Origin of the sequence: Streptomyces catenulae (assembly GCF_000718015.1) — a bacterium.
Lineage (GTDB): Bacteria > Actinomycetota > Actinomycetes > Streptomycetales > Streptomycetaceae > Streptomyces > Streptomyces catenulae.
In genome coordinates, this window is sequence record NZ_JODY01000012.1 from 45,360 (window position 1) to 70,545 (window position 25,186).

Genomic DNA, 25,186 nt, shown 5'->3' on the forward strand with positions numbered 1-25,186 from the left:
CCGGGCGGCGGCACCGGGCCGGGCGGCGGCACCGGGCCGGGCGCCCGTCACCGGCCGTGCGGTACCCGGATCACGCCCTCCTGGATGACGGAGACCACCAACTCCCCGTCGGCGGTGAAGATCCGGCCCCGGCCCAGCCCGCGGCCGCCCTGGGCGGTGGGCGACTCCTGGTCGTAGAGGAGCCAGTCGTCGGCGCGCAGCGGGCGGTGGAACCACATGGCGTGGTCCAGGCTGGCGCCGACCACGTCGCCGACCGCCCAGCCGCCGCGGCCGTGCGCCAGCAGCACCGAGTCCAGCAGGGTCATGTCCGAGACATAGGTGACCAGGCAGATGTCGAGCAGCGGGCGGGCCGTCGGGGCGTCGTCGGCGGGGGCGCCGCAGCCGGTGGCGACCGGCAGGTGGTCCAGCGACCCGTTGGTGCGGAACCACACCTGGGAGCGGGGTTCGCGTGGCTCCCCCGGTGTCGCGTACGGGGGCGCGTCGACGTAGCGCAGGTCGATGGCGGCGCGGGCGCGCAGCAGCCGCCGGGTGACGTCCGGGTCGGCGAAGTGCCCGGCGTGGCGGGGCAGCGTCTCGGCGGCGGTCGGCAGCGACAGCGGGTCGGGCGCCTTCGGCATCGGCTCCTGGTGCTCCAGCCCCTCCTCGTGGACCTGGAAGGAGGCCGACAGATGGAAGATCGGCTGGCCGTGCTGGACGGCGACGACCCGGCGGGTGGTGAAGGAGCGGCCGTCGCGGATCCGGTCGACGGTGTAGACGATCGGTGCGCCCGGGTCGCCGGGCCGCAGGAAGTAGGCGTGCAGGGAGTGCGGGGGCCGGTCGGCGGGGACGGTGCGGCCCGCCGCGACCAGCGCCTGGGCGGCGACCTGTCCGCCGAAGACGCGGGGGACCAGCGAATCCCGGCTGGCGCCGCGGAAGATGTCCTGCTCGATCCGCTCCAGGTCGAGCAGGGTGAGCAGATCCTTGAGGGCGTCGTTCACGGCATGCGGCGCTTTCGGTCGGGTGCGGTACGGCGTACGGACCCGGTCCCCGGGGAGACCGGGTGCCGGGTCCGTACGCCGTCTCCAAGGTGCGCGGGAGGCGCCGCGGTCACAGGCCCATCGACTTGGCGATGATGGAGCGCATGACCTCGCTGGTGCCGCCGTAGATGCGGCTGACGCGGGTGTCGGCGTAGAGGCGGGAGATCGGGTACTCCTGCATGTAGCCGTAACCGCCGTGCAGCTGGAGGCACTTGTCGATGACGACGGCGGCGCGCTCGGTGGTGAAGAGCTTGGCGGAGGCGGCGTCGGCGGCGGTCAGCTCCCCGGCGTCGTGCGCGTCGAGGGCGCGGTCGACGACCGCCTCCATCGCGTCGACCTCGGACTTGCAGTCGGCGAGGACGAACTTGGTGTTCTGGAAGGAGGCGACGGACTTGCCGAAGACCTCGCGCTGCTGCACGTACTCCTTGGCGAACCGCACCGCCGCCGCGGCCTGGGCGTAGGCGCCGACGGCGATGCCCAGGCGCTCCTGCGGGAGGTTCTGGCCGAGGTAGGAGAAGGCCCTGCCCTCCTCGCCGAGGCGGTCGGCGACGGGCACCTTGACGTCGGTGAAGGAGAGTTCGGCGGTGTCGGAGGTCTTCAGGCCGAGCTTGTCGAGCTTGCGGCCGACGGCGTAGCCCTCGGAGGTGGTGTCGACGACGAGGAGGGTGATACCGGCGCGGCGGTCCTCGGGCGTCGGGGGCGCGGTGCGGGCGCAGACGATGACGCGGTCGGCGAGGACGCCGCCGGTGATGAAGGTCTTGGCGCCGTTGAGGACGTAGTGGCTGCCGTCGGCGGAGAGCTTGGCGGTGGTCTTCATCCCGGCCAGGTCGGAGCCGGTGCCGGGCTCGGTCATGGCGATGGCGGTCATCATGTCGCCGGAGACGAACGGCGGCAGCCAGCGCCGCTTCTGCTCCTCGGTGGCGTACGCGAGGAGGTAGGGCAGGCAGAGCGCGGTGTGGACGCTGGAGCCGCCGAAGCTGACACCGGCGCGGGCGCACTCCTCGGTGATCACGGCGTTGAACTTGAAGCTGGTCTCCCCGGCGCCGCCGTACTCCTCGGGGACCTCGATCCCGAAGACGCCCAGCTCACCGAGTTTGCGGTAGAAGTCGCGGGGGGCGGCTCCGGCCTCGATCCACCGGTCGTAGACCGGTACGACCTCGGCCTCGATGAAGGCGCGGATCGTCTCGCGGAACGCCTCGTGGTCCTCGTTGAACACTGTGCGACGCACGGCCGCCTCCTCCGGATCGCTACCTAAGCGCTTGCTCAGCGAAAGCTACCGGCCGGTTTGCACCCTGTCCAGAGAGGGGTCACGCTCCGGACGCAGGCGCGGCACCGCCCGCCCCACCGGCCTCTTCGGCACCGTCCGCCATCGCGCCGAACGCCCCGAGCGCCAGCCGCCGCAGCAGGTGGGCCATGTCGGTGCGGCCCGGCAGCGCGCCGGGGCGGCCCAGGTGCGGGGTGGAGTTGAGCAGGCCGAAGACCGCGTGCACGGCGGCGCGCGCCTCCGCCTCGGACGGCTCCGGGTGCACCTCGCGGACGACCGTCACCCACAGCTCGACATACTCGCGCTGGAGGCGCCGCACCCGCTTGCGGTCGGCCTCGCGCAGCCGGTCCAGCTCCCGGTCGTGGACGGTGATCAGCGGGCGGTCGTCCAGCGCGAAGTCGATATGGCCGTCGATCAGCGCGTCCAGCACCGCCCCGGGGCTCTCGCCGCCCTCGGCGATCCGCATCCGGCCGCCGTCCAGCAGCCGCTCGCTGATGCCGACCAGCAGTTCGGCGAGCATCGCGTCCTTGCCCGCGAAGTGGCGGTAGAGCCCGGGGCCGGAGATACCGACCGCGGCCCCTATCTCGTCGACGCCGACGCCGTGGAAGCCGCGCTCGGCGAAGAGCCGGGCCGCCTCCTTGAGGATCTGCTCGCGGCGGCTGGTCGGGGCGGGGGCGGGCGCATTACTCATGGACGCAATTGTAGACAGTCGGGTTAGTGGTCGTTAACCTGAACGGAGCGACGTTAACGGCCATTAACCGCACCTCCGTCCCGGCGGACGGACCGCGGCGACCGAACAAGGGAGCGCGTACTGATGGAGCAGGCACCGGTGCTGGGGAGCGCCGCCGACCCGGCGTCCGACTCCTGGCGGGCCAACGAGGCCGCGCACCGCGCGCTCACCGCCGAGCTGCGGGAGAAGCTGGCGGCGGCCCGGCTGGGCGGCGGCGAGCGCGCCCGGGCCCGGCACACCGCCCGCGGCAAGCTGCTGCCCCGGGAGCGGGTCGACACCCTGCTGGACCCCGGCTCACCGTTCCTGGAGATCGCGCCGCTGGCCGCCGACGGGATGTACGACGGCGCCGCACCGGCCGCCGGGGTGATCGCCGGGATCGGCCGGGTCTCCGGCCGCGAGACGCTGATCGTCGCCAACGACGCCACCGTCAAGGGCGGCACGTACTACCCGATGACGGTCAAGAAGCATCTGCGGGCGCAGGAGATCGCGCTGGAGAACCGGCTGCCGTGCCTGTACCTCGTCGACTCCGGCGGCGCGTTCCTGCCGATGCAGGACGAGGTCTTCCCCGACCGCGAGCACTTCGGGCGGATCTTCTACAACCAGGCGCGGATGTCCGGCGCCGGGATCCCGCAGATCGCCGCGGTCCTCGGCTCCTGCACCGCCGGCGGCGCCTACGTCCCGGCGATGAGCGACGAGGCGGTGATCGTGCGGAACCAGGGCACGATCTTCCTCGGCGGCCCGCCGCTGGTGAAGGCGGCCACCGGTGAGGTCGTCACCGCCGAGGAGCTGGGCGGCGGCGAGGTGCACGCCAAGACCTCCGGCGTCACCGACCATCTCGCCGAGGACGACGCGCACGCCCTGCGGATCGTCCGCACCCTCGTCGGCACGCTCGGCGACCGCCCGCCGCTGCCCTGGTCGGTGCGGCCGGTCGAGGAGCCGAAGGCCGATCCGGCCGGGCTGTACGGCATGGTGCCCACCGACTCCCGGACGCCCTACGACGTACGCGAGGTCATCGCCCGGCTCGTCGACGGTTCGCGGTTCGCGGAGTTCAAGGCGGAGTACGGGCAGACGCTGGTCACCGGCTTCGCCCGGCTGCACGGGCACCCGGTCGGGATCGTCGCCAACAACGGCATCCTCTTCTCCGAGTCCGCCCAGAAGGGCGCCCACTTCATCGAGCTGTGCGACCAGCGCGGCATCCCGCTGGTCTTCCTCCAGAACATCTCCGGCTTCATGGTCGGGCGGCAGTACGAGGCCGGGGGCATCGCCAAGCACGGCGCCAAGATGGTCACCGCCGTCGCCTGCACCCGGGTGCCCAAGCTGACCGTCGTCATCGGCGGTTCGTACGGCGCCGGGAACTACTCGATGTGCGGGCGGGCCTACTCGCCGCGCTTCCTGTGGATGTGGCCGAACGCCAAGATCTCGGTGATGGGCGGCGAGCAGGCCGCCTCGGTCCTCGCGACCGTCAAGCGCGATCAGCTGGCGGGGCGCGGCGAGGAGTGGAGCGCGGAGGCCGAGGACGCCTTCAAGGACCCGATCCGCGCGCAGTACGAGACCCAGGGCAACGCCTACTACGCGAGCGCCCGGCTGTGGGACGACGGCGTCATCGACCCGCTGGAGACCCGCCAGGTGCTGGGGCTGGCGCTGACCGCCTGCGCCAATGCCCCGCTGCCCGCCCGGGACGCCGCGGCGCCCGGCTACGGCGTCTTCCGGATGTGAGCGACGTGCCGCACACGAGAGGGACTTCGAAGGCCATGCCCACCACCATGTTCGACACCGTGCTGGTCGCCAACCGCGGCGAGATCGCGGTCCGCGTCATCCGCACCCTGCGCGCCCTCGGCATCCGTTCCGTCGCCGTCTTCAGCGACGCGGACGCCGGGGCCCGGCACGTCCGGGAGGCCGACACCGCCGTCCGGATCGGCCCCGCGCCCGCCGCCGAGAGCTATCTCTCCGCCGAACGGCTGCTGGAGGCGGCGGCCCGCACCGGCGCGCAGGCGGTCCACCCCGGCTACGGCTTCCTCGCCGAGAACGCCGCGTTCGCCGCCGCCTGCGCCGACGCCGGGCTGGTCTTCCTCGGCCCGTCCGCCGCCGCCATCGAGCTGATGGGCGACAAGATCCGCGCCAAGGAGACGGTCCGGGCGGCCGGGGTGCCGGTCGTCCCCGGCTCCTCCGGCAGCGGGCTGACCGACGCGGAACTTGCCGCCGCCGCCCGCGAGATCGGCATGCCCGTACTGCTCAAGCCGTCGGCGGGCGGCGGCGGCAAGGGGATGCGGCTGGTACGGGACGCCGCGCTGCTCGACGAGGAGATCGCCGCCGCCCGCCGCGAGGCCCGCGGCTCCTTCGGGGACGACACGCTGCTGGTCGAGCGGTGGATCGACCGGCCCCGGCACATCGAGATCCAGATCCTCGCCGACGCCCACGGCAACGTCGTCCACCTCGGCGAGCGCGAGTGCTCCCTCCAGCGGCGCCACCAGAAGGTGATCGAGGAGGCGCCGTCGGTGCTGCTGGACGAGGCGACCCGCGCCGCGATGGGCGAGGCGGCGGTCCGCGCGGCCCGCTCCTGCGGCTACCGCGGCGCCGGGACCGTCGAGTTCATCGTCCCCGGCAAGGACCCCTCGGCCCACTACTTCATGGAGATGAACACCCGCCTCCAGGTCGAGCACCCGGTCACCGAGCTGACCGTGAGCATCGGCCAGGAGCGCGGCCTCGACCTCGTCGCCTGGCAGCTGCGCATCGCCGCGGGCGAGGAACTCCCCTTCACCCAGGACGACATCGGCTTCGCCGGGCACGCCGTCGAGGCCCGGATCTGCGCCGAGGACCCGGCCCGCGACTTCCTGCCCACCGGCGGCACCGTCCACCTGCTGCGCGAGCCCCAGGGCGGCCCGGTCCGCACCGACTCCGGCCTCCTCCAGGACGCAGAGGTCGGCAGCCGGTACGACCCGATGCTCTCCAAGGTCATCGCGTACGGCCCGGACCGGGCGACGGCGCTGCGCACCCTGCGGGCCGCGCTCGCGGAGACCGTCACGCTCGGGGTCACCACCAACGCCGGGTTCCTGCGGCGGCTGCTGGCCCACCCGGACGTGGTCTCCGGCGAGCTGGACACCGGACTGGTCGAGCGGGACGCCGCCACGCTGCTGCCGGACGGGGTGCCGGACGAGGTGTACGCGGCGGCCGCGGCGGTCCGGCAGGCGGCGCTGGAGCCGACGGCGGACGGCGGCTGGCGCGACCCGTTCGGCGTACCGAACGGCTTCCGGCCGGGCGGTGCGGCGGCGCCGGTGCGGCACTGGCTCAAGCTGCCCGGGCGGGAGCCGGTCGCCCGGGACGTGGCGCCCGGCACGGGCGGCGCCGAGGTGACGGCGGACACCGTGCGGGTCACCGTCGACGGTGTGGTGCACACCTTCCACCGCGCGGGCGACTGGCTGGGCCGCGAGGGCGACTCCTGGCACGTCACCGACCACGACCCGGTGGCGGCGGCGCTGCTCGGCGCGGCCGGTGGGCACGGCGCCGACGCGCTGACCGCGCCGATGCCCGGCACCGTCACCGTCGTCAAGGTCGCCGTCGGCGAGGAGGTGCGGGCGGGCCAGGGGCTGCTGGTGGTCGAGGCGATGAAGATGGAGCACGTCATCGCCGCGCCGCACGCCGGGACCGTCACCGCGCTGGACGTCACCCCCGGCGCAACCGTCGCCATGGACCAGGTGCTGGCCGTGGTCGACCCGCACGACGAGGAGCCCCCGGCCGACGGCGAGGAGGAGCAGACGCGATGACCGCTTCCGGACTTCCCATGACGGTGTCCGCGCAGGGACTGCCCGCGCGCGTACGGATCCACGAGGTCGGCGCCCGCGACGGCCTGCAGAACGAGAAGACGGTGGTGCCGACCGAGGTCAAGGCGGAGTTCGTGCACCGGCTGGCCGCCGCCGGGCTGCCCGTCGTCGAGGCGACCAGCTTCGTCCACCCGCGCTGGGTGCCGCAGCTCGCCGACGCCGAGGAGCTGTTCGGCAGGCTCGGCGATCTGGACGCGGCGATGCTGCCGGTGCTGGTCCCCAACGACCGCGGGCTGGACCGGGCGCTGGCGCTCGGCGCCCGGTCGGTCGCGGTCTTCGCCAGCGCCACCGAGTCGTTCGCCCAGGCCAACCTCAACCGCACCGTCGACGAGGCGCTGGCGATGTTCGCGCCGGTCGTGGCGCGGTCCAAGGAGGCCGGGGTGCGGGTCCGCGGCTATCTGTCGATGTGCTTCGGCGACCCCTGGGAGGGCCCGGTGCCGCTCCCGCAGGTGGTGCGGGTCTGCCGGGCGCTGCTCGACATGGGGTGCGACGAGCTCAGCCTGGGCGACACCATCGGCGTCGCCACCCCCGGCCACGTCCGGGCGCTGCTGACCGCCCTGAACGGCGCGGACGTGCCGACCGACCGGATCGGCGTGCACTTCCACGACACCTACGGACAGGCGCTGGCCAACACCCTGGCGGCGCTGGAGCACGGCGTCACCACCGTGGACGCCTCGGCGGGCGGCCTCGGCGGCTGCCCGTACGCGAAGTCCGCCACCGGCAACCTCGCCACCGAGGACCTCGTGTGGATGCTGCACGGCCTCGGCATCGACACCGGCGTCGACCTCACCGCCCTCACCGCCACCAGCGTGTGGATGGCCGAAGCCCTCGGACGGCCGAGCCCGTCCCGTACCGTCCGCGCCCTCTCCCACAAGGAGTGACACCCATGTCCCTGGACCACCGTCTCCCCGACGAGCTGGAAGAACTCCGGCGCACGGTCGAGGCGTTCGCGCACGACGTCGTCGCCCCGCAGATCGGCGAGTACTACGAGCAGCACGCCTTCCCGTACCCGATAGTCCGCGAGATGGGCCGGATGGGCCTGTTCGGGCTGCCGTTCCCCGAGGAGTACGGCGGGATGGGCGGCGACTACCTCGCGCTGGGCATCGCGCTGGAGGAGCTGGCGCGGGTCGACTCCTCGGTGGCGATCACCCTGGAGGCGGGGGTGTCGTTGGGCGCGATGCCGCTGTACCTCTTCGGTACGGAGGAGCAGAAGCGGGAGTGGCTGCCCAAGCTGTGCACCGGTGAGGTGCTGGGCGCGTTCGGGCTGACCGAGCCGGACGGCGGCTCCGACGCGGGCGGCACCCGCACCACCGCGGTCCGCGACGGCGACTCCTGGGTGATCAACGGCTCCAAGTGCTTCATCACCAACTCCGGTACGGACCTCACCGGTCTGGTCACCGTCACCGCCGTCACCGGCCGCAAGCCGGACGGCCGCCCGGAGATCTCCGCGATCATCGTCCCGTCGGGCACCCCCGGCTTCACCGTCGCCGCCCCGTACTCCAAGGTCGGCTGGAACGCCTCGGACACCCGCGAACTGTCCTTCACCGACGTCCGGGTGCCGCTGGCCAACCTGGTCGGCGAGGAGGGCCGCGGCTACGCGCAGTTCCTGCGCATCCTCGACGAGGGCCGGATCGCCATCGCCGCGCTCGCCACCGGCCTCGCGCAGGGCTGTGTCGACGAGTCGGTGAAGTACGCCCGCGAGCGGCACGCGTTCGGCAAGCCGATCGGCAGCAACCAGGCGATCCAGTTCAAGCTCGCCGACATGGAGATGCGGGCGTACACCGCCCGGCTGGCGTGGCGGGACGCGGCCTCCCGGATGGTGCGCGGCGAGCGGTTCAAGAAGGAGGCGGCGCTGGCGAAGCTGTACTCCTCGGAGATCGCGGTCACCAACGCCCGGGAGGCCACCCAGATCCACGGCGGCTACGGCTTCATGAACGAGTACCCGGTCGCCCGGATGTGGCGGGACTCCAAGATCCTGGAGATCGGCGAGGGCACCAGCGAGGTCCAGCGGATGCTGATCGCCCGGGAGCTGGGCGTCGGCTGACGGCCCGTGCGTCGAGCGGCGGGCGGGCCGTCACCGGCCGCCCGCACTCCAGCTGCGCCGACGTCGACAGCGTCTCCGTCCACAGCGGCGCCTCCACGCCCAGCACGCCCTTCTCGGGGACGCCCGGCAGATAGGTGGCCGGGTTCCAGTCGTAGGAGCGCCGCACGCTGACGTATCCGGCCCAGGCCAGCCCCAGCGGGGTGTTCTTGTCGTACTTCATGTCGAGGTACGAGCGGTCGGCGGGCGAGATGATCAGCCGGGTGCCGTGCGCGGCGGCTTCGGTGACCTCCTTCCGCTCGTCGGCGGAGGTCGCGTCGTAGCCCCAGTACTGCGCGACGGTGCCCTTCGCCGGGTGCGCCCCGGCCAGCTGGTGCCAGCCGATGGCGGTCTTGCCGTACTTCGCGACGACCGGCTGCACCTTGTCCATGAAGGCGACGTAGTCGTCATGGCTGGTGGAGTGCGCCTCGTCGCCACCGATGTGGAGATAGCGGCCCGGCGTCATCGCGGCCAGCTCCCGCACCACGTCGTCGACGAAGTCGTACGTCTTCTTCTTCGGCACACAGAACGAGCTGAAGCCGACGTCGGTGCCGGTGTAGAGGGGCGGCGCCTTCCCGTCGCAGTTCAGCTCGGCGTACGAGGAGAGCGCGGCGTTGGTGTGGCCCGGCATGTCGATCTCCGGGACGACGGTCAGATACCGGCTCGCGGCGTACTTCACGATCTCGCGGTAGTCCGCCTTGGTGAAAAATCCGCCACGCCCGCCGCCGACCTGGGTGCTGCCGCCGTGCGAGGTGAGCTTGGGCCAGGAGTCGATGGCGATCCGCCAGCCCTGGTCGTCGGAGAGGTGCAGATGGAGGGTGTTGAGCTTGTAGAGCGCGAGCTGGTCGATGTACCGCTTGACCTGCCGGACGCCGAAGAAGTGCCGGGAGACGTCGAGCATCGCGGCGCGGTAGCCGTAGCGCGGGGTGTCGGTGACGGTGCCCCCGGCGATCCGCCAGGCGCCGGGCTGCTCGGTGCGGCGCTCGACGGACGGCGGCAGCAGCTGACGGAGCGTCTGGACGCCGTGGAAGAGCCCGGCGGGACGGGCCGCGCGGACGGTGACGGAGCGGGGCCCGGACTCCAGCCGGTACCCCTCGGCGCCGAGCTTCGCGGTGTCCTTCCCGCCGATCTTCAGGACGATGCCGTCCGACCCGGAGCGGGTGGTGACGGGCAGGCTGAAGCCGGTGGCGGGGCGGAGCAGCCCGGCGAGGTACCCGGCGACCTGCCGGGCCTCCGCGCCACCGCCCGGCACCCGGATCGTGGTCCGGTCGCCGAGCGTGTACGGGTCCCCGCCGGGGTGGACCGCGGCGGGGGCGGGGACGACCCGGTCGAGCGGGGTGGCGGCGGGTGCCGCGGCGGCCGGTGGCGGGGCGGCTGCGGTGGCCGTCCCGGCGGCCGTCACCAGCAGCAGGGAACAGAGGAGTCTGCGTCGTCTCATCGACGATCCCTTCGGCGAGCATCGTGCATGGCATGTCGAACATGGCATGGAGCGACCGAACGGTCACCATGCGTACCGCGAGCCCCCTTCCAGGTCAAGGTATGGGCCAATCTCCGGCACTTTCGCCACGACCTTGCCCGATATCGGGCAGGTTTCTTGCGAAACTCTCCGCTCCCCCGCAGTATCGACCCGTGCTCGAACCCCCTGCCCGTGGCGTGGACACCCGTCCCGCCCCCCACGACGACCTGGTGGACCACCTGGTGCGCAGCACACCGCTGCAGCGCGGTGAGGCCACCCGGGTGGTGCTGGACGTGCTCGCGTACTTCGACGAGACGACGGAGGCGTTCGTCCGCCGCCGCCACCGCGAGCTGCAGTTCCAGGGGCTGCGCAACGACGCGATCTTCGAGCGCGTCCGGCAGGAGCTGCCGCACCGCGCCGTGACCCCACCGGATCTCACGGTCCGCCAGCTCCGCCGCATGGTCTACGGCTGACCGCGCCGCACCCGCCGGAGACACCCGCCGGGCCACCGGCGCCACCCCGCCGCCCATGCCCCACCACCTTTCCGTTCCGTTTGTCCGCTCCTACGTCATCACCCGCGCGGCCGTCGCGCACCGGCACCGCCCGCGGCGCGCGCCGCGCGGCCCGTCCCCACGTCACCCAGGAGGCTCACCCCATGTGCGGAATCGTCGGATACATCGGTAAGCGCGATGTCGCGCCGCTGCTGCTGGAAGGGCTGCAGCGACTGGAGTACCGCGGCTACGACTCGGCGGGCATCGCCATCCACGCCAAGGCGTCCGGCAAGTCCGCCGGGGGCCTGAAGACCGCCAAGGCCAAGGGCCGGGTGCGGGAGCTGGAGTCGCGGCTGCCCAAGCGCTTCCAGGGCGGCACCGGCATCGCCCACACCCGCTGGGCCACCCACGGCGCGCCGACCGACGAGAACGCCCACCCGCACGTGGACGCCACCGGCGAGGTCGCCGTCGTCCACAACGGCATCATCGACAACGCCTCCGACCTGCGCGCCAAGCTGATCGCCGACGGCGTGGAATTCGCCTCCGAGACCGACACCGAGGTCCTCGCCCACCTCATCGGCCGCTCCACCGCGGAGACGCTGGAGGAGAAGGTCCGCGAGGCGCTGCGGCACATCGAGGGCACCTACGGCATCGCGGTGCTGCACGCCGCCTTCCCCGACCGCATCGTCGTCGCCCGCAACGGCTCCCCGGTCGTCCTCGGCATCGGCGAGCACGAGATGTTCGTCTCCTCCGACGTCGCCGCCCTCGTCTCCCACACCCGCCAGGTCGTCACCCTCGACGACGGCGAGATGGCCACCCTCAAGGCCGACGACTACCGCACGTACACCACCGAGGGCTCGCGCACCACGACGACGCCGGAGACCGTCGAGTACGCGGCCGAGTCGTACGACCTCGGCGGCCACGACACGTACATGCACAAGGAGATCTCCGAGCAGGCGGAGGCGGTGGACCGGGCGCTGCGCGGCCGGATCGACGACCGTTTCGCCACCGTCCACCTCGGCGGTCTCAACCTCGACGCCCGCGAGGCGCGCGCGGTGCGCCGGGTGAAGATCCTCGGCTGCGGCACCTCGTACCACGCCGGTCAGATCGGCGCCCAGATGATCGAGGAGCTGGCCCGCATCCCCTCGGACGCCGAACCGGCCTCCGAGTTCCGCTACCGCAACCCGGTCGTCGACCCCGACACCCTCTACGTCGCCGTCTCCCAGTCCGGTGAGACCTACGACGTGCTCGCCGCCGTCCAGGAGCTGAAGCGCAAGGGCGCCCGGGTGCTGGGCCTGGTCAACGTGGTCGGCTCGGCCATCGCCCGGGAGACCGACGGCGGCATCTACGTGCACGCGGGCCCGGAGGTCTGCGTGGTCTCCACCAAGTGCTTCACCAACATGGTGGTCTCCTTCGCCCTGCTCGCCCTGCACCTGGGCCGGATCCGGGACCTGTCGGTCGCGGACGGCAAGCGGATCATCGAGGGCCTGCGGAAGCTGCCCGGCCAGATCGACGAGATCCTCAAGGGCGAGGAGGACATCAAGAAGCTCTCGGCGCTCTACGCCGACGCGAAGTCGATGATGTTCATCGGCCGGGTGCGCGGCTACCCGGTGGCCCGCGAGGCGTCCCTGAAGCTCAAGGAGGTCTCGTACATCCACGCCGAGGCCTACCCCGCGTCGGAGCTGAAGCACGGCCCGCTGGCGCTCATCGAACCGGCGATGCCGACGGTGGCGATCGTGCCGGACGACGACCTGCTGGAGAAGAACCGCGCCGCGCTGGAGGAGATCAAGGCCCGCAGCGGCCGTATCCTCGCCGTCGCCCACCAGGAGCAGGAGAAGGCGGACCACACGATCGTGGTGCCGAAGAACGAGCCGGAGCTGGACCCGATCCTGATGGGCATCCCGCTCCAGCTCCTCGCCCACCACACGGCGCTGGCGCTCGGCCGCGACATCGACAAGCCGCGCAACCTCGCCAAGTCCGTGACCGTGGAGTAGTCGTACGGGGCGGCCGACGGCTCCGTGCGTGCCACCACGCCGCACGGAGCCGCCGCCTCCCCTGCTGCCGGCGTCGCCCATACGCCGGCGGATGCCGCCGCTCCGGTCAACCGTCATCTCCCGGTCGGCGGCACGCTCCTGACACGTCCGGGACCTGCCCGGACGGCTGTCGCGCCCGACCGGTGTCTACCCGTCACACCGTCACAATCCACCTCGGTACGGCAGTTGATCTCACGACTGCCCGCAATCCCCATGTCTCCCCCGCAACTGTGCACACTCCAGGGAGATCCGGACGCGTACCGGGGAGCCGCACACGGGCGCACCGCGGCGCCGACGCGACAGGGGCGGCACCGGGCCCGGCGGACGCCGTACGGGCGCGCCGGAGCGGCGCGGAGGGGCCCGGTGGGCGGGCCCCTCGGCGCTCAGGGGACGACGATGACCGGGCGCTGGGCGCGGCGGGCCAGCCGACCGGCGACGGAGCCGAAGATCCGGCCCACGATCCCGTGGGTGGAGCCCACCACGATGCCGTCGGCCTCGTACTCCCGGCCGACCTCCTCCAGTTCGTGGCAGATGTCCCCGCCGCGTTCGACGAGGATCCAGGGCACCTCGGAGAGATGGTCGGCGCAGGCCAGCTCCAGGCCCAGCACCTCGGTGCGGTGGTCGGGGACGTCCACGAAGACGGGGGGTTCGCACCCCGCCCACACGGTCGTCGGCAGTCTGTTGGCGACATGCACGATGATCAGGCCCGAGCCGAGGCGCCGTGCCATACCGATTGCATACGCCAACGCCCGTTCGCTCGACATGGATCCGTCGAAGCCGACGACGACGCCGTGCCGGAACGCGGGATCACAGGGATGGTGCGCCTCTTCCGCCGCCCGGAGGTCGGCCAGCGGGTCGGCCACCTGCTTGCGGTGCGCGGGTTCGGGAAATTCGTGACCGGCCATTGATGTCTCGGCGAGGACGTCCTCTTGCGGAGGGGCGAACGGGGGACGGCGTGTGACTTGATCCGGCAGTTGACTGAGCTGACCCGATCGAGGGGCCGACGTCTTAGTTCAACGAAGAACGATACGACCGGGAATCATCTTCCCAAGGCTTTACCCCAAGAGTACGGCGCCACTCCTCCGCTGCCCAGAAGGCCGCGGAGGCACCAGAGCGCCCGTACGGGGCGGGGTTCCCCCTCGAACGGTCCCCCGGAGCATGCCGGAGCCGGGCCCGGTTGGCAATGCCCCGGCCTGCCCCCGTACGTACCCCCTGGGACGCGTGTGGCGTTCTCCGGCCATCCGCACCGCCCACGGACCCCCGGACCGCCACCCGGAGCGGGTCCCTCCGCCGTCGCCGGGCGCCCGGCGACACCCCCTGGTCCGCCCGGCCCGGCGGGCGCCGGGACCGCACCCCGGCCGTAACCCCTGGGGCTGCCGTGACGGCCGCCGCACACCAGGACAGAGCGGGACGTAAGCGGACGGGGGCGCATGGAAGCAGGGGGTGTTCCGACACGTACGCAGGGCTCGAAGAGGGAGCGCACAACCCCTGACACAACCGTTTTCAGCCAACTTGGGGTCCGGATCACCACCTTGGTCCGACCACCCCCCAACCCCGGCGTGAGCAGGGCGGAAAGGACCGCTCGGCATGGTTGTGCCCTACTGCGAACGGGCAGAGCCGAGACGCGCACTTTCCCTGGAGGCCCGACGAGTGGAACGCTTCGTGATCGAATGCTTCGCGCCAAGTTGCCATATCGACATACCAGCGGGTGGTGAACTTGGCACGCCATCCTCACGGGACACAGTAGATTCGATCTTGGTAGTTATGGCGGGGGAGCTGTGCAGTACCGAGAGGGCGAGACGACCGAGGGGGGCTTAAGTGCCATGAGCCAGGACTCCGCTGCCGTACCAGATCCCGCACGCAAGCTCGCTGCCCGACGACGCCGCGAAATAGTCGCGGTGCTCCTCTTCAGCGGCGGCCCCATTTTCGAGAGCTCCATACCGCTCTCGGTCTTCGGAATCGACCGCCAGGACGCGGGCGTTCCCCGATACCGATTGCTTGTGTGCGCGGGCGAAGAAGCGCCTTTGCGCACCACCGGGGGGCTGGAACTGTCCGCTCCCTACGGGCTGGAAGCCATCGCCCGGGCCGGGACGGTCGTCGTACCGGCCTGGCGCTCCATCACCCAGGCCCCGCCGCCCGCGGCACTCGACGCGCTGCGCCGCGCGCACGAGGAAGGGGCCCGGATCGTCGGGCTGTGCACGGGGGCGTTCGTCCTCGCCGCGGCCGGACTGCTCGACGGCCGCCCGGCCACCACCCACTGGATGTACGCACCGACGCTCGCCAAGCGTTACCCGTCCGTCCATGTGGACCCGCGTGAACTCTTCGTCGACGACGGCGATGTGCTCACCTCCGCGGGGACGGCGGCCGGTATCGACCTGTGCCTGCACATCGTGCGCAGCGACCACGGCGCGGACGCGGCGAACGCACTGGCCCGACGGCTGGTCGTACCGCCCCGCCGCACCGCGGCCGACCTCGGGCACCAGCGCTACCTGGACAGGTCTTTACCGGAGGAGATCGGTGCGGACCCGCTCGCCGAGGTGGTCGCCTGGGCGCTGGAGCATCTCCACGAGCAGTTCGACGTGGAGACGCTGGCGGCCCGCGCCTATATGAGCCGTCGCACCTTCGACCGGCGGTTCCGCTCCCTGACCGGGAGCGCCCCTCTCCAGTGGCTGATCACGCAGCGGGTCCTCCAGGCCCAGCGGCTGCTGGAGACCTCCGACTACTCGGTCGACGAGGTCGCGGGGCGCTGCGGTTTCCGTTCGCCGGTCGCCCTGCGCGGCCACTTCCGGCGACAGCTGGGTGCCTCGCCCGCGGCGTACCGCGCGGCGTACCGGGCCCGGCGGCCGCAGGGTGGTGCGCCCGAGGGCGGGCTGCGGGCGGAGCGGAGCGAGCGGGCGGCCGCGGTGGGCGACCGGTTCGCGGCGCTGGCCAATCCGGCCACGGCGCTGGCCACCGCCGACCCGGAGGCCGGTAAACCGCAGTCGGACGCCTATGCGGCGCGCCTTCCGGAGTCGCCGGTCGGGCGGGGTGCCGGACGCCCCGTGCTGCCCAGCCAGCGTGAGCGCCCCGTAGGGTGAGCCGTATGAACGATCGCATGGTGTGGATCGACTGCGAGATGACCGGTCTCTCGCTGGCGACCGACGCGCTCATCGAGGTGGCCGCCCTGGTCACCGACTCGGAGCTGAACGTACTCGGCGACGGCGTGGATGTGGTGATCCGGCCGCCCGCCGAGGCGCTGGCCACCATGCCGGAGGTGGTGCGCGAGATGCACACCGCCTCCGGACTGCTGGACGAGCTGGACGGCGGCACGACGCTGGAGGACGCCCAGGAGCAGGTGCTGGCGTACCTCCGTCAGCATGTGCCGGAGGCCGGCAAGGCGCCGCTGTGCGGCAACTCCGTCGGCACCGACCGGGGCTTCCTCCACCGCGACATGCCGACGCTGGAGAACTATCTGCACTACCGGATCGTCGATGTGTCGTCGGTGAAGGAGCTGGCCCGGCGCTGGTATCCGCGGGCGTACTTCAACAGTCCGGACAAGAGCGGCAACCACCGGGCGCTGGCCGACATCCGTGAATCCATCGCGGAGTTGCGCTACTACCGGGAGGCGGTCTTCGTGCCGCAGCCCGGCCCGGACTCCGACACCGCGAAGGCCCTCGCGGCCAAGCATGTGGTGCCGCCCGTGGCCCCGGCCACGCCGTAGTGACGTAGCTCGCTCCCGGCAGGGGGGAAAGCCGGGAGCGAGCACTCCTTCGGACCCTGTACACTTTTTCTCAGCCGGTGGGGAAAAGGAACCACACAAGCACCGGCCATGGTGGGTATAGCTCAGCTGGTAGAGCACCTGGTTGTGGTCCAGGATGTCGCGGGTTCGAGTCCCGTTACTCACCCCAGTACGGCGAGGGCCCGGTCTGCGAAAGCGGATCGGGCCCTCGCCGTTTCTTCCTTCTTCGCAGTGCGCTCCCCCGGCCCGGCATCCGTGTGTCATGTCCCGGATGCAGCGAGATCGCCGGAGCGTCACCGGAGCTTCACCGGCGGCTGGTGGTGTACGTCTCGTCGTCACCCGCCCCACGAAGCTCGCAAGGAGCCGTGCCATGCCCAGACCCGCCCGTCGCCACCTCATGATCGGTGCCGCCCTGGTGGCCGCGACCACCGCCACCGTGGCCGTCACCACCGCCGCCGGTGCCTCGGACACCAAGCAGCAGGCCCAGCAGGCCATCAAGGGCGGGAAGGCGAAGAACGTCATCCTGCTGATCGGCGACGGTATGGGCGACTCGGAGATCACGCTCGCCCGGGACTACACGGTCGGCGCGGACGGCCGCCTGAACATGGACCGCTTCCCGCTCACCGGCGCGTACACCACGTACGCCGTGCACAAGGACGGGACGCCGGACTACGTGACCGACTCCGCGGCGAGCGGTTCGGGGTGGGCGACCGGGCACAAGACGGTGAACGGGCGGATCTCCAAGACGCCGGGCACCGACAAGGCGGTGCCGACGATTCTGGAGCTGGCGCAGAAGGGCGGCTACGCGACGGGCAGCGTCACCACCGCCGAACTCACCGACGCCACGCCCGCGGTGCTCGCCTCGCACGTGACCGACCGCTCCTGCCAGGGACCGGCGGACATGGCCAAGTGCCCGACCGACACGGTGGCGGGCGGCGGGCCCGGTTCGATCGCCGAGCAGTCCGTCAACCACAAGGTCGATGTGCTCTTCGGCGGCGGTAAGCAGCGGTTCGACCAGAAGGTGACCGACGGCCGGTACAAGGGCCGGACGGTGACCGACCAGGCGCAGCAGCTGGGCTACCGGGTCGTCACGGACGACGCGTCGATGAAGGCGGTCAAGCCGGGCAAGCCGGTGCTCGGGCTCTTCGCGCCGGGCAACGTGCCCACCGAGTGGACCGGTGAGCCGGCGGCCAAGGGCGGCACCGACCCGCAGCGGTGTGTGACCGCCAACCCGGACCGCCCCGGCTCCACGCCGAGCCTCGCCGACTCCGCGAGCAAGGCGATCCAGCTTCTGGAGGCGAAGCAGAAGCACGCCAAGAAGGGCTTCTTCCTGCAGATCGAGGGTGCCTCGATCGACAAGCAGGACCATGCGGCCGACCCGTGCGGGCAGATCGGTGAGACCGCCGCGTTCGACCGCGCCGTCAAGGTCGCCCGGGACTACGCGGCCAAGCACCCCGACACGCTCGTGGTGACCACCGCCGACCACGGCCACTCCAGCCAGATCGTCCCGCTGGAGGCGGCTCCGCCCGGGCTGACCTCCACGCTCGTCACCGACGAGGGCCAGCAGCTGAAGGTCAACTACTCGACCAACCCGCCGGGTGAGTCCCAGGAGCACACCGGCACCCAGGTGCGGATCGCGGCGCAGGGCCCGAAGGCGTACCGGGTGCTGGGCGTCACCAACCAGACCGATCTGTTCAGCACCCTGCGGGAGGCCATGGGCCTGCGCTGACCTGGAGGAACGGGAGGGGGAGACCGGGTTTCGGTCTCCCCCTCCCGTCGTGTGCGCGTACGTCAGTAGCCGACGGTGAAGCGCTCGCCGGTGTGGCGGGGGTGCTCGATCTCGTCGAGGAGGGCGACCGCGTAGTCCTCGGCGGAGATGCGGCTGCTGCCGTCCGCCGCGACGACCAGGTCGTCGGTGGCGGTGCGGTAGCCGCCGGTGCGCTCGCCGGGCTCGATGAGGGCGGCGGGGCTGAGGTTGGTCCAGCGGACGTCGGAGACGGTGCGGTAGAAGTCCAGCGCGTCGCCGTGCGCGTGCATGATCTGGAGCAGGAACTCGGGCAGCCCCTCGGCGTCCCAGACCTGGGTGCCGTCCGGCTTGCGGAGGGATCCGGCGCCGCCGACGGTGAGCAGCCGCGGGGCCGTGTCGCCGAGGGTGCGCAGCCCGGCGACGAGCGCCTGCGCGGCGGGCTCGATGGTGGCGAGGTGGCCGGGACCGTCGCCGCCGCCGACCGCGCTGATCACCACGTCCTGCCCGGCGGCCACCTGGGCGACGGACGCCGGGTCGAGGACGTCGCCGGTGGTGACGGTGAGGTTCGGGTCGGTGAGGGTGAGCTTCGCGGGGTCGCGGACGACCGCGGTGACCTGGTGGCCGCGGCGCAGGGCCTCCTGGACGATGCGGCTGCCGATGGTGCCGTTGGCGCCGAAGATCGCGAGCGTGGACATGGTCTCTCCTGGGGTCTGCCGCCTCCGGGCGGGCTTGACGTTTTCCGTCATCGGCGGGGCCGACGTCTTCTACGCTAGGGCCGTCAGGTGCGTGGAACGCGGTGGACATGGGACGTGTGGTGGTGAAAATGCGACAGGATCGTCAGGGTGCGGCCGGGCGGGAGATTCCGGAGGTGGCGTTCTCCGCACCGGCCGGGCGGCCGTCCGGGGTCGAGGTGCTGACCCTCGCCGAGCTGCGCGAGCGGGCCGACGCCTGCCGGTTGGCCACCCCGCACCGGCCCGGCTTCCACCATCTGCTGGCCGTCGAACGCGGGCGGCTGCACCACACCGTCGACTTCCGGGAGCACACCGTCGGCCCCGGCGACTGGCTGTGGTCGCGGCCCGGGCAGGTGCAGCACTTCGGGGATCTGGCGCGGGCGGAGGGGCTGCTGGTGCTGTTCGAGCCCGGGTTCCTGGATCCGGCGACGGCGGCCGCGGCGCGGATCGAGGACTGGTACGGCCCGGCCGTCCGGCACCCCGCGGGCGCGGCGGCGGAGCGGACGCGGGCGGCGCTGCACCAGCTGCACGAGGAGTTCGGGGAGCGCGCCGGGCTGCCGTGGGCGGCCCATCTGGACGTGCTGCGGCATCTGCTGGCCGTCCTGGTGCTGCGGGTGGCGCATCCGGAGGTGCCCGCGGCGGACGCGGAGTGCGCGGCGGGGGCGACGTTCCTGCGGTTCCGGGACGCGGTGGAGCGGGATTTCGCGTACAGCCGCCGGGTGGCGGACTACGCGCGGGCGCTCGGGTACGCGCCGCGGACGCTGTCGCGGGCGACGGAGGCGACGGCCGGGATCGGGGCGAAGGAGTTCATCGACCGGCGGGTGGTGCTGGAGGCGAAGCGGCTGCTGGCGCACGGCGACGGCTCGGCCGCCGCCGTCGCCGCCCGGCTGGGCTTCGCCGACGCCGCCAACTTCACCAAGTTCTTCCAGCGGCACGCCGGGACCACCCCGACCGCGTTCCGGGAGGCGGTACGGGGCGGGGCGGCGGTCACCGGATAGCAGGCGCCGGTCAGCCGGTGTAGGTGGCGAACGCCCTGGTGAAGTCGTGCGGGCGCTGGTCGACGGAGCTACAGGTGGGCGAGGCCGCGCGGCGGGGTCCGCCGGGGCAGGGGCGGTCGCGGGCGGCGGACCACATGGAGAGGCCGCCGAGGTGTCTGCGGCGGGCGAAGGCCACCAGCTCGGCGGCGTCGCCGGGGGTGAAGGTCTCGGTCCGGACGTCGTTGACGCCGATCATCGGGGTGACCGCGACGGCCCGCCAGGCGGCCGCGTCGTCGAGGCCGAGGGCGTCCTTCAGCTGGGCCTGGGTGGCGGTGGCCGCGCGGATCGCGTAGCGGCCCATGTCGCCGTCGTAGGAGGCGCCGTAGTCCATCGCCATGACGTTGACGGTGGAGACGGTGACGCCGTGGTGCCGGGCGTTCGCGACGAGGCGTACGCCGTCCTCGGTGAGGCCGTCGGGCATCACCGGCAGGGTGAGGGAGACGTCCAGACCGGGGTGGCTGCGCTGGAGCCGGGCGAGGGCGCGGGCGCGGCGGGTGTTGGCCGCGGTGTCGGCCAGGGCGCCGCCCTCGATGTCGAGGTCGACGGCGGTGAGCCGGTAGTGGTCGACGGCCTTGGCGTAGGCGGCGGCGAGGGCGTCGGACGAGCGGCAGGCCAGGGCGAGTTCGGAGCCGTCGGCGCCGCCGAAGGAGACCCGGACGTCGCCACCGGCCGCCCGCAGCCCGTCGATCTGGCGCGCGACGGGGTCGTCGGCCAGCTCGCCGTCGCCGCCCCAGGCCGGGTTGCAGCCGCCGTCGGAGGTGAGGAAGGCGAGGGTGAAGTGGTCGACGCCGGTCCGGCGCGCCGTGTCGAGGAGGTCGGGGGCGGGGCCGAGCGAGGTGTCGAGGTACGGGGAGAAGGCGGCGCCCGGGCGGGCGGGGGCCGCGGGCGTGGCGGGGGCACCGGGCGTGGCGGGCGCACCGGGCGCACCGGCCCCGGCGGTCGCCCCGGGGGCGCCGGTCTCGCCGCTCGCCCTGGAGGCGGCGGGGTGCGGGGCGTGGTGGGGCGGGGCGGGTACGACGGCGGCGAACGCGGCACCGGCGGTGGCCGCGACGGCGGCACCGGCCGAGAACAGCTTGGCCGAGCGGCTCGTACGGCGGCGCGGGACCGGGGGGCTCATGGCGTACACCTGCCTGTCGTCGCGGGTGGGGACGGTGGTGGGGTGCGAAACGTCGGGGCGGACCGGGCAAACGAAGGGAACGGTACGGGAGTTGAAGGGGTCATGCCCGGTGCGCGGGCCGGGGAAGGGGAGGTTGAGGGGGCGTGGGTGGCAGTGTGGGGCGCTCCCCGGCGCACGGTCGGTGCGCCCCCTGGCCGTCCCTCAGCCCGTCCTGCCCCTGCGGCGTCCCCGGAGCGGGAGGCGGCGGCGGAGGCGGTGGCCACCGCCGTGGTGGGGGGCGTCGGGCGGGCCGTGGCCGTCGAGGGCGAGCCAGACGCGGATCTCGGTGCCGCCCAGGACGGAGCGGCCGATACGGATGTCGCCACCGGTCGACTCGGCGAGCCGACGGACGATGTCCAGGCCCAGGCCGGTGGAGCCGTCGCCGCCGCCGGAGTGGCCGCGGCGCAGTGCGGCGTCCGGGTCGTCGATGCCGGGACCGGCGTCCGAGACCAGCACGATGACGGCGTTCCCGGCCGGCCCGGCGTGGTGCACGTCGACGGCGAAGGCGGTGCCCTCGGGGGTGTGCCGGAAGACGTTGCCGAGCATCGCGTCGAGGGCGGCGGCCAGATCGGGGCGGGCCACCGGGACGCGCAGCGGGCGGTGGGCACCCGCCACCCGGACGGTGCGGCCCTCGTCCTCGGCCAGCGCCGACCAGAACGCCATCCGCTCCCGGATCACCTCGGCGGCGTCGCACCCGGCGGTGGCCACCGCCTTCTGGGAGTGCGACTTCTGCTCCCGGGCGGTGCGGATGATCTGGTCGACCTCGCGCTCCAGCTGCTCGACGGCGGCCCGGGTGTGCTCGGCGGCCGGACCGTCGCCGAGCGAGGCGGCGTTCAGCCGGAGGACGGTGAGCGGGGTGCGCAGCCGGTGGGAGAGGTCGGCGGCCAGTTCGCGTTCGTTGGCGAGGAGCTGGACGACCTGGTCGGCCATGGAGTTGAAGGCGGTGGCGGCCGACCGCAGCTCCTTGGGGCCCTCCTCCGGTACGCGGACGCCGAGTTCGCCGGTGCCCAGCCGGTGCGCGGCCCCGGCGAGCCGTTTCGCGGCGCGCACCATCCGGGTGCCGAGCCGGTCGGCGACCGCGACCGAGCCGATGATCAGCGCCAGCCCGACGCCGGAGAGGACCAGCCAGGAGGTGGCGACGCCGTTGCCGAGCGCGGCGTCCGGGACGTACACCTCGACGACGGCGACGCCGGTCGCCACCGCCGTCGGCTGGAGCAGCGAGGAGCCGCCGCGGACCGGGGCGATGGAGGCGCGGCCGAGGGCGACGACGGAGGCGACGTCGCGGTCCGAGGCGCGGCGGAAGCCGATGCCGACCGGCCGGGCGTTCTTGCCGTCGCCGGGGACGTGGACGCCGATCCGGCCGCCGGGTCCGGTCTCGGCGCTGGCGAGGGCGCGTTCGAGCTGGGTGCGGTCGGTGGTGATGGCGAGGACGGGGCCGATGGTGGCGGCCTGCCGTTCGGCGTTGGAGAACGCCCGGTCGCGGGCCATCTCCTTGACGACCAGGCCCAGCGGCACGGCGAAGGCGACCACCACCATCGCGGTGACCGCCAGCGCCACCTTGACCAGGGCCCATCTCACCGCGGCGGCTCCAGCTTCACGCCCACCCCGCGCAGCGTGTGCAGATAGCGGGGGCGGGCAGCGGTCTCCCCCAGCTTCCGCCGCAGCCAGGAGAGATGGACGTCGATGGTCTGGTCGTCGCCGTAGGACTGCTGCCAGACCTCGGCGAGGAGTTCCTTGCGCGAGACGACGACGCCGGGGCGTTCGGCGAGGAAGGCCAGCAGGTCGAACTCGCGGCGGGTCAGGTCGAGTACGGCGCCGTCGAGCGTGGCCTCGCGGCGCAGCGGGTCGACGCGGAGGCCGCCGATCCGCACCTCCCGCGACGGTGCCTCCGCGGTGCCGCCCGCGCGCGAGCGGCGCAGCACGGCCGCCATCCGGGCCGAGAGGTGCTCGACGGAGAAGGGCTTCGTCAGGTAGTCGTCGGCGCCGTCGTTGAGCAGCCGGACGATCTCGGCCTCGTCGTCCCGGGCAGTGGCGATGATCACGGGGACGTCGGTGACGCCGCGCAGCATCTTCAGGGCCTCGGCGCCGTCCAGATCGGGCAGTCCGAGATCGAGGACGACCACGTCGAAGCCGATGTGGGCCACCTCCCGCAGCGCCTCCAGGGCGGTGCCCACGCTCCGTACGGTGTGGGACGCCTCGGTCAGATGCCGGATGAGGGCCGAGCGGACGAACGGGTCGTCCTCGACGACGAGCACACTTGCCATGGGCGGCACCGTACGCCATCCGGGGGTATCGTCCGGCGCGAAGTTGACGCCTGCCCGGTGGCGCCGCGGGCCGGGTCGGACGAGAGCGGGCGCGGGGCGGGCGGTGGTGCGGGGATGAGCCGGATGCGGCGCGGGCTGATGCATACGGGGGCGTGGACGCTGGCGACCGGCGGCGCGGTCGCGATCTCGTGGTTCGGGGTGCACGCGGTGCTGTCCGGTTCGGCGTACGACCCGCCGCGGGCGGTCCCGCTCTCGGCGGCGGCCGCGCCCTCGGCGGAGACGGCCGCCCCCCAGTCGTCCTCCACGCACCGCCCCAAGCCCTCCCCCACCGCGACCACCGCCTCGCCGTCGCCGACGCCGACGCCGCCCGCGCCGCCCGCCACCACCGGGAACGCGGCGCCCAGCGACCGGCCCGCCCCGCAGCGGACCGCCGTACCGGTGGACAGCGGCGGCACCGTCAAGAGCTTCACCACGTCCGGCGGCCGGGTGGTGCTGGATCTGCGGCCCGACTCGGCGCAGCTGGTGTCGGCGACGCCGGAGGCGGGCTGGGAGATGCAGGTGTGGAAGCAGGACGCCCTGATCCGGGTGGAGTTCACCGGCAGCGGCGGCGACCGGCACGCCACGGTCCTGTGCACCTGGGACGGCCATCCGCCGATGGTGCAGATCAGCGAGAGCCGACGGCGGAGCAGCAGCCGGATCGAATGAGGGCCGCCGCCGGGCCCGTGGTCTCAGGCGAACACGTCCGGCGGCGGCTGCGGGGAGGCGACGGCCGTGGCGTCGGTGACGGGCGTCGCGCCGCCGGTGAAGTCCCGCAGCGCACGGCCGTGTTCGACGCGGCCGGTCTGCGGGTCGCTCGCCGCGCGCCGGGTCAGCTCGGCGACCGGCAGCGGGTGCGCGGCGGCGAGCAGGACGGCGTTGCCGAACCGCTTGCCGCGCAGCACGGCCGGGTCGGCGGTGAGCGCCAGCTCCGGGAAGACGGCGCCCGCGGTGGCGATCTGACCGCGCAGGAAGCGCAGCGGCGGGCCGTCGGCGACGTTCGCCGCGTACCAGCCGCCGTCCGCCAGCGCCCGCCGCACCTCGGTGACGAACTCGGTGCTGGTCAGATGGGCGGGCGTACGGGCGCCGCGGAAGACGTCGGCGATGATCAGGTCGGCCCAGCCGTCGGGGACCTTGGCCAGCTGCTCCCGGGCGTCGCCGCCGCGCACCCGGATACGCCAGCCGCTCTCCAACGGCAGCTCCCGGCGCACCAGTTGGACCAGCGGAGCGTCGATCTCCACGACCTGCTGGGTGGAGCGGGGCCGGGTCGCCGCGACGTAACGGGCGAGGGTGAGGGCGCCGCCGCCGAGGTGGACGGCGCGCAGCGGCCTGCCCGGGGGCGCCACCAGGTCGGCGGCGTGGCCCAGGCGCCGCTGGTAGGAGAAGTCGAGGTGGTCCGGGGCGTCGAGGTCGACGAAGGACTGCGGGGCGCCGTCGATGAGCAGGGTCCGGGCCCGGGGCCGGTCGCGGTCGGGCCGCAGCTCGGCGACGCCGCCGTCCACCGTCTCCACCACGGATTCCGCGCCACCGCGCCCGCGTCTGCTCTTCGCCATGCCCCCAGTATGGCGGCCGGTCCACCGGTCCGTGACGGCCGGGGACGACGGCGTCC

General features: G+C 73.1%; 21 protein-coding genes and 1 tRNA gene. 12 read left to right on the plus strand and 10 right to left on the minus strand.

Annotation, left to right across the window (positions count from 1 at the left end):
• Positions 1 to 47 precede the first annotated feature (47 nt).
• The 3 genes from IF23_RS0113225 to IF23_RS0113235 form a co-directional block, all read right to left on the minus strand.
• Positions 48 to 977 (minus strand): acyl-CoA thioesterase, encoded by a 930-nt coding sequence (locus IF23_RS0113225; protein ID WP_030283190.1) that lies wholly within the window; start codon positions 975 to 977, stop codon positions 48 to 50.
• Between the two features lie 109 nt (positions 978 to 1,086).
• Positions 1,087 to 2,244 carry an acyl-CoA dehydrogenase family protein gene (locus IF23_RS0113230; protein ID WP_030283192.1) on the minus strand — a complete coding sequence of 386 codons (1,158 nt, stop codon included), beginning with the start codon at positions 2,242 to 2,244 and terminating at the stop codon, positions 1,087 to 1,089.
• A gap of 79 nt (positions 2,245 to 2,323) precedes the next feature.
• Positions 2,324 to 2,971 (minus strand): SACE_7040 family transcriptional regulator, encoded by a 648-nt coding sequence (locus IF23_RS0113235; RefSeq protein ID WP_030283194.1) that lies wholly within the window; start codon positions 2,969 to 2,971, stop codon positions 2,324 to 2,326.
• Between the two features lie 123 nt (positions 2,972 to 3,094).
• On the opposite strand from IF23_RS0113235, the gene IF23_RS0113240 reads away from it, so the two are divergent.
• From IF23_RS0113240 to IF23_RS0113255, 4 genes are read left to right on the plus strand one after another with little or no spacing between them, the layout of a single operon-like run.
• Positions 3,095 to 4,726 (plus strand): carboxyl transferase domain-containing protein, encoded by a 1,632-nt coding sequence (locus IF23_RS0113240; protein WP_030283196.1) that lies wholly within the window; start codon positions 3,095 to 3,097, stop codon positions 4,724 to 4,726.
• A gap of 35 nt (positions 4,727 to 4,761) precedes the next feature.
• Complete coding sequence (locus IF23_RS0113245; RefSeq protein WP_037678087.1) at positions 4,762 to 6,771, plus strand: ATP-binding protein; 2,010 nt, start codon at positions 4,762 to 4,764, stop codon at positions 6,769 to 6,771.
• The gene (locus IF23_RS0113250) at positions 6,768 to 7,709 is read left to right on the plus strand and encodes a hydroxymethylglutaryl-CoA lyase (protein WP_030283200.1); all 942 of its coding nucleotides are present in this window, start codon (positions 6,768 to 6,770) and stop codon (positions 7,707 to 7,709) included. Before IF23_RS0113245 ends, IF23_RS0113250 begins: the two co-directional genes overlap by 4 nt.
• 5 nt (positions 7,710 to 7,714) lie before the next feature.
• Positions 7,715 to 8,872 (plus strand): acyl-CoA dehydrogenase family protein, encoded by a 1,158-nt coding sequence (locus IF23_RS0113255; protein WP_030283202.1) that lies wholly within the window; start codon positions 7,715 to 7,717, stop codon positions 8,870 to 8,872.
• Here the strand turns inward: IF23_RS0113255 and IF23_RS0113260 are convergent.
• Positions 8,757 to 10,346 (minus strand): beta-N-acetylhexosaminidase, encoded by a 1,590-nt coding sequence (locus tag IF23_RS0113260; protein ID WP_157848011.1) that lies wholly within the window; start codon positions 10,344 to 10,346, stop codon positions 8,757 to 8,759. The two genes, IF23_RS0113255 and IF23_RS0113260, sit on opposite strands and share 116 nt — an antisense overlap.
• Before the next feature lie 191 nt (positions 10,347 to 10,537).
• On the opposite strand from IF23_RS0113260, the gene IF23_RS0113265 reads away from it, so the two are divergent.
• Positions 10,538 to 10,837, plus strand: a complete 300-nt coding sequence (locus tag IF23_RS0113265; RefSeq protein WP_245654975.1) for a hypothetical protein — start codon at positions 10,538 to 10,540, stop codon at positions 10,835 to 10,837.
• A gap of 182 nt (positions 10,838 to 11,019) precedes the next feature.
• Positions 11,020 to 12,849, plus strand: a complete 1,830-nt coding sequence (gene glmS / locus IF23_RS0113270; RefSeq protein WP_030283207.1) for a glutamine--fructose-6-phosphate transaminase (isomerizing) — start codon at positions 11,020 to 11,022, stop codon at positions 12,847 to 12,849.
• 422 nt (positions 12,850 to 13,271) lie between these two features.
• Here the strand turns inward: glmS and IF23_RS0113275 are convergent, their stop codons facing one another.
• Entirely contained in the window at positions 13,272 to 13,793 is a 522-nt protein-coding gene (locus tag IF23_RS0113275) for a universal stress protein (RefSeq protein ID WP_030283209.1), read from the minus strand.
• A gap of 918 nt (positions 13,794 to 14,711) precedes the next feature.
• Here IF23_RS0113275 and IF23_RS0113280 point away from each other — a divergent pair.
• From IF23_RS0113280 to IF23_RS0113295, 4 genes are all read left to right on the plus strand, one after another.
• Positions 14,712 to 15,965 carry a GlxA family transcriptional regulator gene (locus IF23_RS0113280; protein ID WP_030283212.1) on the plus strand — a complete coding sequence of 418 codons (1,254 nt, stop codon included), beginning with the start codon at positions 14,712 to 14,714 and terminating at the stop codon, positions 15,963 to 15,965.
• A gap of 5 nt (positions 15,966 to 15,970) precedes the next feature.
• Positions 15,971 to 16,588: an oligoribonuclease gene (gene orn / locus IF23_RS0113285; RefSeq protein ID WP_030283214.1), complete on the plus strand. Its 618-nt coding sequence runs from the start codon at positions 15,971 to 15,973 to the stop codon at positions 16,586 to 16,588.
• A gap of 111 nt (positions 16,589 to 16,699) precedes the next feature.
• Positions 16,700 to 16,775: transfer RNA gene (locus IF23_RS0113290), tRNA-His, on the plus strand.
• 201 nt (positions 16,776 to 16,976) lie between these two features.
• Positions 16,977 to 18,335 carry an alkaline phosphatase gene (locus tag IF23_RS0113295; protein WP_030283215.1) on the plus strand — a complete coding sequence of 453 codons (1,359 nt, stop codon included), beginning with the start codon at positions 16,977 to 16,979 and terminating at the stop codon, positions 18,333 to 18,335.
• A 62-nt stretch (positions 18,336 to 18,397) separates the two neighbouring features.
• On the opposite strand, the gene IF23_RS0113300 is transcribed toward IF23_RS0113295, so the two are convergent.
• Positions 18,398 to 19,048, minus strand: coding sequence for an NAD(P)-dependent oxidoreductase (locus tag IF23_RS0113300; protein WP_030283217.1), 651 nt, complete (start codon positions 19,046 to 19,048; stop codon positions 18,398 to 18,400).
• Between the two features lie 128 nt (positions 19,049 to 19,176).
• Between IF23_RS0113300 and IF23_RS0113305 the strand changes: the two genes are divergently transcribed.
• The gene (locus IF23_RS0113305) at positions 19,177 to 20,082 is read left to right on the plus strand and encodes a helix-turn-helix domain-containing protein (protein ID WP_211266158.1); all 906 of its coding nucleotides are present in this window, start codon (positions 19,177 to 19,179) and stop codon (positions 20,080 to 20,082) included.
• 10 nt (positions 20,083 to 20,092) lie between these two features.
• Here IF23_RS0113305 and IF23_RS0113310 read toward each other — a convergent pair whose 3' ends face one another.
• From IF23_RS0113310 to IF23_RS0113320, 3 genes are all read right to left on the minus strand, one after another.
• Complete coding sequence (locus IF23_RS0113310; protein ID WP_030283222.1) at positions 20,093 to 21,238, minus strand: chitinase; 1,146 nt, start codon at positions 21,236 to 21,238, stop codon at positions 20,093 to 20,095.
• A 201-nt stretch (positions 21,239 to 21,439) separates the two neighbouring features.
• Entirely contained in the window at positions 21,440 to 22,855 is a 1,416-nt protein-coding gene (locus IF23_RS0113315) for a sensor histidine kinase (RefSeq protein WP_030283223.1), read from the minus strand.
• Positions 22,852 to 23,541, minus strand: a complete 690-nt coding sequence (locus IF23_RS0113320) for a response regulator transcription factor (protein ID WP_030283225.1) — start codon at positions 23,539 to 23,541, stop codon at positions 22,852 to 22,854. Before IF23_RS0113320 ends, IF23_RS0113315 begins: the two co-directional genes overlap by 4 nt.
• Positions 23,542 to 23,664: 123 nt before the next feature.
• Between IF23_RS0113320 and IF23_RS0113325 the strand changes: the two genes are divergently transcribed.
• Complete coding sequence (locus IF23_RS0113325; RefSeq protein ID WP_030283227.1) at positions 23,665 to 24,246, plus strand: hypothetical protein; 582 nt, start codon at positions 23,665 to 23,667, stop codon at positions 24,244 to 24,246.
• A 23-nt stretch (positions 24,247 to 24,269) separates the two neighbouring features.
• On the opposite strand, the gene IF23_RS0113330 is transcribed toward IF23_RS0113325, so the two are convergent.
• Positions 24,270 to 25,130: a spermidine synthase gene (locus IF23_RS0113330; RefSeq protein ID WP_030283229.1), complete on the minus strand. Its 861-nt coding sequence runs from the start codon at positions 25,128 to 25,130 to the stop codon at positions 24,270 to 24,272.
• Between the last annotated feature and the right edge of the window lie 56 nt (positions 25,131 to 25,186).

What these genes read in the sequence shown, in the direction of transcription:
- IF23_RS0113280 (WP_030283212.1), top strand. Translation starts at nt 14,712, where the DNA reads ATGAGCCAGGACTCCGCTGCCGTACCAGATCCCGCACGCAAGCTCGCT.
- IF23_RS0113305 (WP_211266158.1), top strand. Translation starts at nt 19,177, where the DNA reads ATGCGACAGGATCGTCAGGGTGCGGCCGGGCGGGAGATTCCGGAGGTG.
- glmS (WP_030283207.1), top strand. Translation starts at nt 11,020, where the DNA reads ATGTGCGGAATCGTCGGATACATCGGTAAGCGCGATGTCGCGCCGCTG.
- IF23_RS0113325 (WP_030283227.1), top strand. Translation starts at nt 23,665, where the DNA reads ATGCGGCGCGGGCTGATGCATACGGGGGCGTGGACGCTGGCGACCGGC.
- IF23_RS0113330 (WP_030283229.1), bottom strand. Translation starts at nt 25,130, where the DNA reads ATGGCGAAGAGCAGACGCGGGCGCGGTGGCGCGGAATCCGTGGTGGAG.
- IF23_RS0113240 (WP_030283196.1), top strand. Translation starts at nt 3,095, where the DNA reads ATGGAGCAGGCACCGGTGCTGGGGAGCGCCGCCGACCCGGCGTCCGAC.
- IF23_RS0113275 (WP_030283209.1), bottom strand. Translation starts at nt 13,793, where the DNA reads ATGGCCGGTCACGAATTTCCCGAACCCGCGCACCGCAAGCAGGTGGCC.
- IF23_RS0113320 (WP_030283225.1), bottom strand. Translation starts at nt 23,541, where the DNA reads ATGGCAAGTGTGCTCGTCGTCGAGGACGACCCGTTCGTCCGCTCGGCC.
- IF23_RS0113255 (WP_030283202.1), top strand. Translation starts at nt 7,715, where the DNA reads ATGTCCCTGGACCACCGTCTCCCCGACGAGCTGGAAGAACTCCGGCGC.
- IF23_RS0113250 (WP_030283200.1), top strand. Translation starts at nt 6,768, where the DNA reads ATGACCGCTTCCGGACTTCCCATGACGGTGTCCGCGCAGGGACTGCCC.
- IF23_RS0113260 (WP_157848011.1), bottom strand. Translation starts at nt 10,346, where the DNA reads ATGAGACGACGCAGACTCCTCTGTTCCCTGCTGCTGGTGACGGCCGCC.
- IF23_RS0113245 (WP_037678087.1), top strand. Translation starts at nt 4,762, where the DNA reads ATGCCCACCACCATGTTCGACACCGTGCTGGTCGCCAACCGCGGCGAG.
- IF23_RS0113235 (WP_030283194.1), bottom strand. Translation starts at nt 2,971, where the DNA reads ATGAGTAATGCGCCCGCCCCCGCCCCGACCAGCCGCCGCGAGCAGATC.
- IF23_RS0113310 (WP_030283222.1), bottom strand. Translation starts at nt 21,238, where the DNA reads ATGAGCCCCCCGGTCCCGCGCCGCCGTACGAGCCGCTCGGCCAAGCTG.
- IF23_RS0113300 (WP_030283217.1), bottom strand. Translation starts at nt 19,048, where the DNA reads ATGTCCACGCTCGCGATCTTCGGCGCCAACGGCACCATCGGCAGCCGC.
- orn (WP_030283214.1), top strand. Translation starts at nt 15,971, where the DNA reads ATGAACGATCGCATGGTGTGGATCGACTGCGAGATGACCGGTCTCTCG.
- IF23_RS0113295 (WP_030283215.1), top strand. Translation starts at nt 16,977, where the DNA reads ATGCCCAGACCCGCCCGTCGCCACCTCATGATCGGTGCCGCCCTGGTG.